Below are 11,551 nucleotides of genomic sequence, written 5' to 3' on the forward strand. Positions count from 1 at the left end.
ATTGGTTGCCTTGCTCGCTCATCATCCGCGTGTGGCGTCGTTTAGAGTGCGGCAGCCATGCTGCCGCGCCAGCCGTGCTCACGATCTGGCGTGTGCAATGTCGTTGACCCGGCTGGTCACGTGGATGCCGGGTGTGCTCGTCACGAACATGGGATCGAGCGGCAATGAAGAAGATACCTTCTCGTAGATGTTTTTGAAACAGGTTCTAGTGTCTATAGAAGTAAGGCGCAAACAGTTGCTCTAGTAGCTCGGTCTGATCGGCATATTTACCTGCCAGTTGCTTGTAAAGGTTAGCGAGTTTTGCTGCCTGAAACCGTCGTTGCCATATCGCTTCGGCAAACTGGTCATTATCAATCAGACCGCGTTCTTTGAGAAAAGCATAGAATCTTTTGAGCGCTATGCAAATCTCACGCACCTCGCTCCCCGAGTTGTAAGCATAATGGTAAGGATAATAATAAAACAAAAACTCATCAAGCGTTGCGTAATCGCCTTGATCCAGAGAACGCTCGTAAAATGATGCCAGAAAATCGGCATAAAGTCGCGGGAACCTTGCATAGTTACGAGCAGTCGATAGTTTTTTACCAGTCTCTTGTAAATAATCTATATAAAGATTAATCAATGTCAGACTTTGATCGATCAATTGAAAGTATCTATCATCTTCCATATCATCTTCTGTATCATCTTCATCAAATTCTGTATCCCAAAAATCATCATCCCAATCATCGATTTCCAAAAAACCCACTTCCTCAAGGTTTTGCTGTTGATTGAATGATGTATCAACAGACTTTGGCCACGAAGACATCGGTAAATCTATCCTGGGAAAGAGATCAGGCGCCTTTTGAAACAGATACGGCAGTTGATTGCTCAAGATACCTTCCACTTCTTCCGGTTCGGCTTGAGCCAGTCTCCGTTTTACCTCTAACGGTAGGACTTCATTTAAGCGCGCACTGATCCGATCAGCTTCACGCAGCATGGAATCTTGCCATTCGAAGAAGATGTCGTTGACTAGATCGTCCAATTCTTCCATCAGGTCATCTTCTTCCTCTTTCAGATCTGCTTCCCGTGAACGGTTGGTCAGTATACCATCCCAGATTCCAGCTTGCCTATCCTGTTCACGCGAATGCTGAATTTCTTGTTGTAATGCAGTAATTTCCGCCAGTATTTTTGCACGCTGATCGGCAGGCGATAAGGCAGGCACCTTCCGTAATGCCGAAGTAGACGAAGGAGTAGCCGGTTTGGGATCAATCGGCAGATGTGATTGCCGTGTAGCAATGTCACTATTCATGGTCGCCGGCTGATGTAACGGCCCGCCTGAAGAGATCTGCAATCCGGTAGACTGAACAAGCAGGCCATCGGAGATCAATGCCAGACGACCATCTGCATGCAACAAATATTGCCACGGTCGACCAGGGTACGATGTTCGCCATGGCTTACCGGCAATGGCCGATAACACAATTTGATCAGAGGGTGTGGGTTGGTTACGACCGAGTTTTCTGTACTGTTCAACCGCCGCCTCGACCAACTCACGCTCCTGGTCAATGACTGCCTGAGCGCGGAAGTCAGCCGCTCGTTCATGGGTAAAGTACAAATGTTGTTCGAGTCGAACACCGATCTGTCGATAGTGTATCTTCACAATAATACTATCGCCTGGAGCAAAATGTTGCTTTTGAAACCATTTCTGGAGTTTAACAACGTGATAACTATCGACATCGCCCTGAAGGCTGATAACCGCTAGCGTTTTCTTTTCCTCATCGTAGATCCATGTTATTGAATCCTCAACACGAGACACGAAAGGATATAAGAGTATGAGAGGTATCGAACCACTTTCAATATGTTGCTGGCCAGGCCAGCACCGAAACTGTACTCCTTCAAGCGCTACCCGCAGCGGCAGGTATTGACTCTGGTTAATTCGTAACCATCCAAGCCGGGCATAATCATTCTTGAGGCGGGAACGGACGAAGCCGGCTGAAAAACGGATCGACCATCGCTCATTGATTACATCACACAGTTGCGTAATGCGCATTGGTTTATCTATTTCTGTCGCCAGTATTTGCAAGGCTAGCGCAATTGTGATGTTTGGTGACTCCATAATCCCCTCTCGTCGTGGTTTGTATATGTGATGGATCGATCACTACTCACTGTATAACAGCACTCGCTCCTGTCGGTCCCCAACCGGCAAACAGTTCGGGATGGATCATGGAAGCCAGTAATTCCAGACTATCAACGATTCGTGGCCCGGGTCGGCTAAAGTAAGCGTTACCATCTACCGCAAAGACTCTTCCCATTCGTACCGCCGGTAGCGCGTCCCAACCGGCTCGTTGGGGAAGAATAGCGCGTGCTTCGGCAATCGTTCGCTCAAGGGTAAATCCACACGGCATCACAATCAATACTTCAGGCGCACTCGCTATCACATCAGTCCAGATGATCCGTCGCGAACGCTCGCCCGCAGTGCCAAGGAGTGGCTGACCACCTGCAATTGCTACCATTTCGGGCACCCAGTGGCCAGGACCGAAAACCGGATCAAGCCATTCGATACAAACCACCCGTGGCCGTGAAATTGCCTGCGCTGCCAGTGTCTTCACTCGCTCAACCCGCGCTGTGAGTTCGTTGACGAGATGTTCGGCCCGTTCAGCTACACCCAACGCACGCCCAATCGCTTTGATCGAACCAAAGATACCGGCCAGATCAACCGGTTCAAATGAAAGTACCTGGATCGCCGGGTTAGCCAGACTGGCCTTGACCTGATGCAGCGGTACAGCACAGACATCACACAGCGCCTGGGTTAAGATAATATCGGGCTGTAACGATGATAGCAACTCCATGTCAAGCTCGTAGATTGATAGTTCATTGCGAGCACGTTCACGTACAGCCGTATCTATCTCGGACGAGGAAGCAGTCTCTGTTTCGTCGAGCAGGCTCCGGGTTACAACCGGTAGTCCTTTCACCTCCGGCGGATAATCACATTCGTGGGTCACAGCTACCAGATGGTCAGCCAGACCTAACGCACAGACGATTTCGGTTGTTCCTGGTAGCAGCGAGGCAATCCGCATGGTCTTCACGCTTGACATGGTCTGTTCTTTGCTACAGCGTAACACCCGATATGATGACTGTCAAGGATGTACGCTTTGATTGTTTCGTGACCCATCATTAAGTATGACGTGTGATATTGGACGGAAAGAAGCATGATTTGCAGGAAGGAGAAGATAGGAGATAGGAAACAGGGAAGTAACCCAAGTTGCCACCTACCCTGTAAGCAGGCCACGAAAGACTACCTGCGATGATGAACAGCACGACCCTGCGCCCCACATCGTGCAGCGTACCTGACCGGTATGCATCGTGTGGGTCGCAGCCAGTTTCGTAGACGCACTACGTCACGGCCATCTGGTATGCCCATCCGCCGTGTCGCTGTGGTGATAGAAGGGAGCACCCTAGGTGACGATCTATCCGCGTGCATCCGCTTAACCCGCGTCCATCCGTGTTCTACCCCTCCCCCCGTCGCGCTCAACGCCCCGCACCGCTGTGGTGACGTAAGGTAGCAACTTGGATTAAAGTAGAGAAATGGCAAGGTGTTTTCTCGCTAATCCCCTTTTGCGCTCTGAACACACGTATGGCGCGTTTGGAGTGCGGAAGGCGGACTTCCGCACTCACTGTTCTTCGATTGTAATCGTCCGACAAGTGTCTTTTGACCAGATGACGGGGCTTGCAGATCCCTTCGTGGCCGGGCTTTTTGTTCTCGATAGTCATCGTGGACACTGATCATCATTGCCCGGCCTTATAGGTTTCTGCAACGGACCCTACTCTATCGTGATCACCTTTAGGAAATTGGTCGGCCCGTAGCGGTACACCGGATGACCACCGCTCAGTACGATCAAATCGCCTTTACGAACCATTCCGGTTTCGCGCATCATGCGTACAATCTGTTGTTCAAGTTCGTCGAGTCGATCACGCGCCTCGATCACAATGGGGGTGACACCCCAGTAGAGACTGGTACGGCGGGCAGTCTCTTCGCTGGGACAGAAGGCCAGAATTGGCACATCAGGCCGGTAGTGCGAAACCAGACGGGCACTCGCACCGCTTTGGGTGAGAACGACAATAAAACGTACCGGCAATGAGTTGGCGATTGTGCATGCTGCTGCAGCAATGGAACGCGGCGTCGATTGCGCCGGCGCAATCGACCACCGCGGTGTTGTCGAGTGCTGGCCACCGGTATACGATGCTTCAACCGCATCAGCAATTAATGCCATCATCTGCACCGCTTCAATCGGATAGGCCCCGGCAGCGGTTTCGCCACTGAGCATAACGGCATCAGTGCCGTCAATGATGGCATTCGCCACATCACTAGCCTCAGCCCGTGTCGGTCGCGGGTTATGGATCATCGACTCGAGCATCTGGGTCGCCGTAATAACCGGAAGCAGCGCCTGATTGGCGGCGGCAATAATCTGTTTCTGCACAATCGGCACCCGCTCTGGTGGCATTTCGACTCCCAGATCACCACGCGCCACCATGATCCCGTCAGCTTCAGCCAGAATCTCTGGCAACACGTCAAGCGCCTCCGGGCGCTCGATCTTGGCGATGACCGGTGTTTGTTTACCTGCCCGCCGGATAAACTCCTTCACCTCACGCACATCACTGGCGCACCGAACAAACGAGAGCGCGACATAATCTACTCCCTGTTCGAGACCAAACGCCAGATCGGCCAGGTCTTTCTCGGTTGCAGCCGGAGCACTGACCCGCACTCCCGGCAGGTTAATCCCTTGATGTTCGCGGAGCCGACCACCGTGAACGACTTCCGTCTCCACTTCGGTGTCGGTATGGCCGATCACAACCAGTTCAATCAGGCCATCTGAGAGAAGAATCCGATCCCGCGGACGAACATCGAGGGGTAGCGCACGATAGGTGGTACTGACTCGATGCGCATCGCCAATGATCGGCTCAGTCGTAATCACAAACCGCTGTCCGGCAACCAGCTCAACCGGTTGCCCATTTTCAAGTGGCCCGGTACGAATCTTCGGGCCTTGCAAATCCTGCAGAATCGCTACATGCCGTCCAGCCTCCGTCGCTGCCCGTCGCACCATTGCAATTCGTGCTGCGTGCTCGGCATGAGTACCATGCGAGAAGTTGAGCCGAGCGACGTTCATACCGGCCCGAATCAGTCCGGCGATCCGTTCAGGGGTGCTGGTCGACGGCCCTAGAGTGGCAACAATCTTTGTGCGACGCATATACCTCCACATTTGACGCTATATGCCTGTACCGGCTTCTTTCATCTGCTTCACAGGTGCAGTTGAGCAGTTGTCGGGTTCATAGATACCCTTTGCAATCATCGGTACAATGAGTAGAGATCAGAGCGTGTAGCAAGATAGCTATATCCGAACCACCTTATATTGATCCACTCAGCGCCTCAACAAGCACTTGCACCACCACCTTGCCGGCAGAGGGTATGCCCGGCATTGCTCCCCATCACCTATGTACCACTGCGAGTATATGCTACTATGCTATTTTGTGCAAGGTTGTAAACGCAATAGTTGCCTACGGGCCGATTGTGACAAGCGGCGCAATCTGGGCAAAGAGTTTCTCACCAATCCCACTCACTTCCCGCAGTTCTTCAACGCTGCGGTAAGGACCTTGCGTTTCACGCCGTTCAATAATGCGGGCAGCCAGTGTCACCCCAACACCGGGTAGCTCTTCGAGATCGGCAGCACTCGCGCGATTAAGGTCAAGTAATCCTGGCTGTTGCGCATCGGCTGCCGGTAACGCAACAGCTTCACCCGCAAACGGCACCCGGATATGTTCGCCGTCACGAACGAGAGCAGCTAAATTGAGACCGCTGATGTCTGCCTGATCGGTCAGGCCACCCGCTGCTTGCAGTACGTCAATCACCCGTGCATTGAGCGGTAGCCGGTAGACATCCGGCGCAGCGACTGCCCCTGAAACGTAGACGACTGCCAAGGCGACGGTAGGGGTTGGTAGTGTCAGCATCTGATCATCGAGGACAGCAGGTGCTTCGTCAGACGCGATGATGAACCGCATCTCTGGGCCAAAGGCAATTAACAGTCCCCCAATGACAGCGCACATAATCGCGATCAACCGTTGCGGTCGGCGATACCAGGGTAACGCAGGAATATATTGCTCGTCCACGGTTGTCCCCTTTGCTCTGTACGTATCGTCATATAAGAAACCGTGAATCAGGGGCAAAAGTAACGCAAAATTCTGACATTTCCAATAGAACGTTAACATTGCACTATCGCACGACAGATACCGCAATGCTACAGTAACATCAGCACAAACTGTTAAGGAGGTGGACGTATGTCCTTCAATACAAATCGCTTTACGCAAAAATCATACGAGGCTATTGCCGCAGCACAGGCAGCAGCCGAGCGGCTCGGCAATGCGGAAGTTCAACCGGAACACCTGCTCTATGCACTGCTCGACCAGAGCGACGGTGTTGTCCCCCAGGTTCTGGCGAAGCTGAACCTGCCGGTTGGCGCTTTAAAGCAGCAGATTAATAATGAGATCAGCCGCTTTCCGCGGATGAGTGGCGGTGGCGCTCAGGTACAGCTCGGTTCGCGGCTCCGCACCGTGTTGATCAAAGCCCACGATGAACTGGCTCAATTCGGTGATGAATACGTCAGCACCGAACATCTTTTGCTGGCGATGCTCGATCATGCCGGCGGTGGCGCCGAGCGAGTGCTCAAACAGGCCGGTTTGACCCGCGATAAGCTGTTGATGGCGCTGCGCGAAGTACGAGGTGCTCAGCGCGTTACCAGCCCGACGCCCGAAGGCACCTATGCGGCGCTGGAACAGTACGGACGTGATCTGACCGAGCTGGCGGCACGGAACAAGCTCGACCCTGTGATCGGACGTGATGAAGAGATTCGGCGTGTGATCCAGATTCTCTCACGGCGCACGAAGAACAACCCTGTGCTGATCGGTGAGCCGGGTGTCGGTAAGACGGCCATCGTAGAGGGACTGGCTCAGCGCATTGTACGCGGTGATGTGCCGGAAGCACTCAAGAATAAGCGGGTGATTGCACTTGATCTGGGTGCTCTGATTGCCGGCGCTAAATATCGGGGTGAGTTTGAAGAACGGCTGAAAGCAGTTCTCAAAGAGATTCAGGAGCGCGACGATATTATTCTGTTCGTCGATGAGTTGCATACGGTAGTCGGTGCCGGCGCAGCCGAAGGGGCAATGGATGCCGGGAATATGTTGAAGCCAATGCTAGCCCGCGGTGAGCTGCACATGGTTGGTGCAACCACACTCGATGAGTATCGGAAGCACATCGAGAAAGATGCCGCGCTTGAACGACGCTTCCAACCGGTGATGGTTGATCCACCCTCGGTTGAAGACACCATCTCGATCTTGCGTGGTCTGAAAGAGCGCTACGAGACCCATCACGGTGTGCGCATTACTGATGGTGCGCTGATCGCGGCAGCAATGCTTTCGGATCGCTACATCTCGGATCGGTTCCTGCCCGACAAAGCTATTGACCTGATCGATGAAGCAGCGGCCCGTCTGCGCATGGAGATTACCTCCGATCCGCAAGAGCTTGACGACCTCAAGCGGCGCATTATGCAATTGGAAATTGAGCGGGAAGCGCTGCGCAAAGAGAAAGATCAGGCCAGTAAAGAGCGGCTGGAGAAGCTGGAGCAGGAGCTTGCCAATCTGCGCGAGCAGCGCAGTGCGCTTGAAGCACAAATCCAGCGCGAACGACAGGAACTTGAGCGTATCCAGCAGCTCAAAGAAAAGATCGAGCAGACACGCGCTGCCATCGAGCAAGCCCAACGGCAGTACGACTACAACAAGGCGGCTGAGTTGCAATACGGTACTCTGGTCAGTCTGGAGCGCGAATTACAGGCTGCCGAAGCTCAACTTGGTAGCCAGAGCCGCCTGTTGCGCCAGGAAGTGACCGAAACCGACATTGCCGAGATCATCTCGAAGTGGACGGGTATTCCGGTCACGAAGCTCCTCGAAGGTGAGCTAGAGAAGCTGGTGCATATGGAAGAGCGCCTGCATCAGCGGGTCGTCGGTCAGGATGAAGCGGTGATTGCCGTCTCGAACGCAGTGCGGCGTGCGCGCGCCGGCCTGCAAGACCCGAACCGTCCGTTGGGTAGCTTCCTCTTCCTTGGCCCAACCGGTGTAGGTAAAACCGAGCTGGCCCGGGCGCTGGCCGAGTTCCTCTTCGACGATGAGCAGGCGATGATCCGGATCGATATGTCCGAGTACATGGAGAAACACTCCGTTGCTCGACTGATCGGTGCGCCTCCCGGCTACGTTGGCTACGACGAGGGTGGTCAATTGACCGAGGCGGTGCGGCGCAAACCCTACAGCGTCGTTCTGTTCGATGAGATCGAGAAGGCGCATCCCGATGTCTTCAACGTCTTGCTGCAAGTGCTCGATGATGGCCGCCTTACCGACGGTCAGGGCCGGATCGTCAACTTCAAGAACACGGTCATCATCATGACCAGCAATATTGCCAGTACGACGATTCAGGAATTGACGCACGCTGGCGCCGGTCAAAGCGAAATCCGGGCAGCGGTTATGGAAGAATTGCGGGGTGTGCTCCGCCCAGAGTTCTTGAACCGGATCGACGAAGTGATCGTCTTTGCGCCGCTCAGCCGCGAACATATTGACCGGATCGTTGAGATTCAGCTCAACCGGTTGCGCAAACTGCTGGCCGACCGTAAGCTCAATCTGGTGCTGACCGACGCAGCCCGTGCCCAACTGGCTGCCGAAGGCTATGATCCGGTCTACGGCGCTCGCCCGCTCAAGCGGGTCATCCAGCAACGCATCCAGAACCCGCTGGCGCTGCAATTGCTCCAGGGTGCCTTCCCGGAGGGCAGCACGATTGTGGTTGATGTTGAGAACGGGACGTTTGTTTTCCGCCGCGGCTGAAAAGTACGTTGCTGAATCTGCATCCAGGGCAGACACCTGACCGGGGTTGTCTGTCCTGGGTATTATTATGTCAACTTGTTATCCTGCTCTATCGCCCCTGACGAAGCGCCGCTATCACCTGCTGCACCAGTTCAAGCGGTGTTTTCCCATCGGTGGCAATGATTACATCAGCCACTTCAGCATACAGCGGTGTGCGTCGCGCACGTAATTCGGCCAGTCGCGCTGCGGCATCGCCGCGCAACAATGGACGTTGTTCGGCATCGGCAGCCAGCCGGGTCAGGATCGTCGCATCAGCAGCATCCAGCCAGATCACCGTCGCCTGTTCGCGCAGCATACGTCGGTTTTCCGGCTGCAAGACAATGCCACCGCCGGTAGCAATCACCTGCGCTTCACGCAGTGCTTCGGTCAGCGCGGCTGTCTCACGCACGCGAAACTCGGCCTCGCCATAGGTCTGAAACAGATCGGCCACACTCATACCGGCGGCGGCGGCAATCGCGGCGTCGGTATCGTACCAGGGCCAGCTCAGGGCGCGTGCCAGCAACCGGGCCAGGGTTGATTTGCCACAGCCGCTTAAACCAACCAGTGCTACAGGCCGATCCAGCCAGTTTGGATCCCATACCATAACCTGCTCCTATGCAGTGGGCTGCGCTGCGATCCGTTGCAGGCGCAGGCTCCAGATCACAAAAGCCGATAAAGCATATGCAACTGCTGCCGCGATAATCTGCGGCCCATACCCGAAGAGTGGGGCTACCCAACCCCAAATGACTGCCGAGATTGCCCATCCCCCTGCCCAAAGCAGACTCATCAAGCTCATTGCCAGACCACGTTGGGCCGGTGGGGTTGCCCCCATCACCAGTGCATCATTCATAGGGTAGCTGGCGGCGATGAAGAAGCCACGGGCGAAGAAGCCGATGATTGCTACCGGTAGCCACGGTGTAAGCATCAAGAGCATCGCCGGTGTGGCGCCCAGACGCAATAGGGCAGCTCCACGCTGTAAGCCAATCCGCCGAACCACCGGCGCACCCACTAGTGCGCCGATACCGGCACCCAGTGAGGATAAGGCCAGTGCCAGGCCAACGCCGGCATCGCTCAGCCCAAACTGATCACGAAAGAAGAGATTTTGGAAGGGCAGAATCGCACCACCACCAATACCGAGCAGTAGGGATGGTACCGCAAACCAGACCAGGGTGAGCCAGGAGTGGCGCGTTACCTGCCCATCGACGTCACCGACAGTGCCGGTCTCGACCACCGGCAGGCGGGCAAGCACCGGGAGTAGTGCGATAATACTGCATCCGATCACCGAGACAAGGGCCAGACGGTACGCAGCCGTCGATTGGGGATCGACGGCAATGACTCCCGCCGCCAGCATCGGCAACACACCCCCAACGGCACTGCCAATCAGGCCGACGATCAGGGTCGCCGAGGCATTCATGCCGAAGACCAGCGGGCGCTGCTCTTCTGTGGTTGCCAATGCCATCAGCGGAGTAACCGCAGTTGCCGCCAGCAGATAACTGGCTCCCACCACAAACTGCGCTGTGATCAGCCATGGCAATGAGGGCGCCTGCAATAACGCCGCCCAACCCAATGCGAAGACAACAACACCGGTGATCATTGCCCGCTGCGGCCCTAAACGGTCAATCAACCAGCCGATTGGTAATCCCATCAACATTCCGGCTGCCCGGCTCACCATTGATAACAGGCCAACATCGTTGATGGTGTAACCCTGACTGACAAGGTAGAAGTTAAACAGGATGTCGGCAATACTCAGGGCGAAACCAAAGATGAAACTGTGTGCCAGAATACGCCAGACCGCAAGCGGAATTCGAGCCAGTGAGAGACGGACATTGGCGGCAAGGGCAATCATACATGCTCCACGACGTTTGAGCAGGTCGCACCAATTGTTTAGGATACCATAAGTTATGCTGCGTGCGGTGAAGGTGGCCCCCTGGATGCCAGGACACCGGTCGTACTGCCAGCGTGTGACCGGTGAGTCTTTTATGGGTTCTTGCAGACACACTGATCGGTTCAGGGCCATCGCACGCACGTGCAGTAGCAGGGCGGTGCGTGGCGTGCGAGGTTCGCCGGCGCTGTGACCAGCAATGATTTACGACATGCTCCCGCTCTATGCATTACCTGCATGTCACGCTGCGTTAGGCCAGGCTGCAAGCGTTCCCGGTGGCGCAGGCTGGAAGCCTGCGTGTAGGCATCCTCGCCACCGCCGGCAGGTACTGAATCCGCTGGCAGGCTAGAAGCCTGCCCCACGGTCTGATACAATGGCTATCCACGCTGCTCCCATCCGCTTCCCGTTCGTCACGTAAGACCTACGCGACAGCAGACAACACGATAGATCCCAGGATCGCGCACGATGAGATAGGCGCTGCTGGTGAGCGAAGAAGTTGACCACCTGGTTATGAGTAATGCGTAGCGCTGCGCGGGAGAGGTGAGCGTAGAGGCTAAGATCACATCTGAAAAACCATCCATAGGCATGCGATGCAAGACATTCCCATTCATCACATCCCTTGAATGATAAGGTGAACAACACATGCACCGTCCATAGGGGCGGGTTTAGAACCCGCCCCTATGGAACATGCCACTGGCACCAGCATGCTGTGAGGCGGACTGCCGGCTTGCGTTCAGCCATCCCCGTCATCAGGGCACGTAC

8 protein-coding genes are annotated in these 11,551 nt (G+C 55.0%); 2 read left to right on the forward strand and 6 right to left on the reverse strand.

Going from position 1 to position 11,551, the window contains the following annotated elements:
• Positions 1 to 187: hypothetical protein (locus VAE55_RS18985; RefSeq protein WP_322817286.1), on the forward strand; the 187-nt coding region annotated here is incomplete at its 5' end.
• A gap of 18 nt (positions 188 to 205) precedes the next feature.
• On the opposite strand, the gene VAE55_RS18990 is transcribed toward VAE55_RS18985, so the two are convergent.
• The 4 genes from VAE55_RS18990 to VAE55_RS19005 all read right to left on the reverse strand — a co-directional run bounded on the left by VAE55_RS18990 (position 206) and on the right by VAE55_RS19005 (position 6,135).
• Complete coding sequence (locus VAE55_RS18990) at positions 206 to 2,089, reverse strand: hypothetical protein (RefSeq protein ID WP_322817287.1); 1,884 nt, start codon at positions 2,087 to 2,089, stop codon at positions 206 to 208.
• A gap of 46 nt (positions 2,090 to 2,135) precedes the next feature.
• A complete protein-coding gene (locus tag VAE55_RS18995) occupies positions 2,136 to 3,068 on the reverse strand; it encodes a cobalamin-binding protein (protein WP_322817288.1) in 933 nt (310 codons plus the stop codon).
• Between the two features lie 726 nt (positions 3,069 to 3,794).
• Positions 3,795 to 5,219, reverse strand: coding sequence for a pyruvate kinase (gene pyk, locus VAE55_RS19000; RefSeq protein ID WP_322817289.1), 1,425 nt, complete (start codon positions 5,217 to 5,219; stop codon positions 3,795 to 3,797).
• A 307-nt stretch (positions 5,220 to 5,526) separates the two neighbouring features.
• The gene (locus tag VAE55_RS19005) at positions 5,527 to 6,135 is read right to left on the reverse strand and encodes a ComEA family DNA-binding protein (protein ID WP_322817290.1); all 609 of its coding nucleotides are present in this window, start codon (positions 6,133 to 6,135) and stop codon (positions 5,527 to 5,529) included.
• A 168-nt stretch (positions 6,136 to 6,303) separates the two neighbouring features.
• Here VAE55_RS19005 and clpB point away from each other — a divergent pair, with 168 nt between their 5' ends.
• Positions 6,304 to 8,889 carry an ATP-dependent chaperone ClpB gene (gene clpB / locus VAE55_RS19010; RefSeq protein WP_322817291.1) on the forward strand — a complete coding sequence of 862 codons (2,586 nt, stop codon included), beginning with the start codon at positions 6,304 to 6,306 and terminating at the stop codon, positions 8,887 to 8,889.
• An 88-nt stretch (positions 8,890 to 8,977) separates the two neighbouring features.
• Here clpB and VAE55_RS19015 read toward each other — a convergent pair whose 3' ends face one another.
• Both VAE55_RS19015 and VAE55_RS19020 read right to left on the reverse strand, forming a co-directional pair.
• Positions 8,978 to 9,511 carry a shikimate kinase gene (locus VAE55_RS19015; protein WP_322817292.1) on the reverse strand — a complete coding sequence of 178 codons (534 nt, stop codon included), beginning with the start codon at positions 9,509 to 9,511 and terminating at the stop codon, positions 8,978 to 8,980.
• 9 nt (positions 9,512 to 9,520) lie between these two features.
• The gene (locus VAE55_RS19020; RefSeq protein WP_322817293.1) at positions 9,521 to 10,753 is read right to left on the reverse strand and encodes an MFS transporter; all 1,233 of its coding nucleotides are present in this window, start codon (positions 10,751 to 10,753) and stop codon (positions 9,521 to 9,523) included.
• Between the last annotated feature and the right edge of the window lie 798 nt (positions 10,754 to 11,551).

It is taken from the genome of Chloroflexus sp. (assembly GCF_034432675.1).
Taxonomy (GTDB): Bacteria; Chloroflexota; Chloroflexia; order Chloroflexales; family Chloroflexaceae; genus Chloroflexus.

What these genes read in the sequence shown, in the direction of transcription:
- clpB (WP_322817291.1), top strand. Translation starts at nt 6,304, where the DNA reads ATGTCCTTCAATACAAATCGCTTTACGCAAAAATCATACGAGGCTATT.
- VAE55_RS19015 (WP_322817292.1), bottom strand. Translation starts at nt 9,511, where the DNA reads ATGGTATGGGATCCAAACTGGCTGGATCGGCCTGTAGCACTGGTTGGT.
- pyk (WP_322817289.1), bottom strand. Translation starts at nt 5,219, where the DNA reads ATGCGTCGCACAAAGATTGTTGCCACTCTAGGGCCGTCGACCAGCACC.
- VAE55_RS18995 (WP_322817288.1), bottom strand. Translation starts at nt 3,068, where the DNA reads ATGTCAAGCGTGAAGACCATGCGGATTGCCTCGCTGCTACCAGGAACA.
- VAE55_RS19020 (WP_322817293.1), bottom strand. Translation starts at nt 10,753, where the DNA reads ATGATTGCCCTTGCCGCCAATGTCCGTCTCTCACTGGCTCGAATTCCG.
- VAE55_RS18990 (WP_322817287.1), bottom strand. Translation starts at nt 2,089, where the DNA reads ATGGAGTCACCAAACATCACAATTGCGCTAGCCTTGCAAATACTGGCG.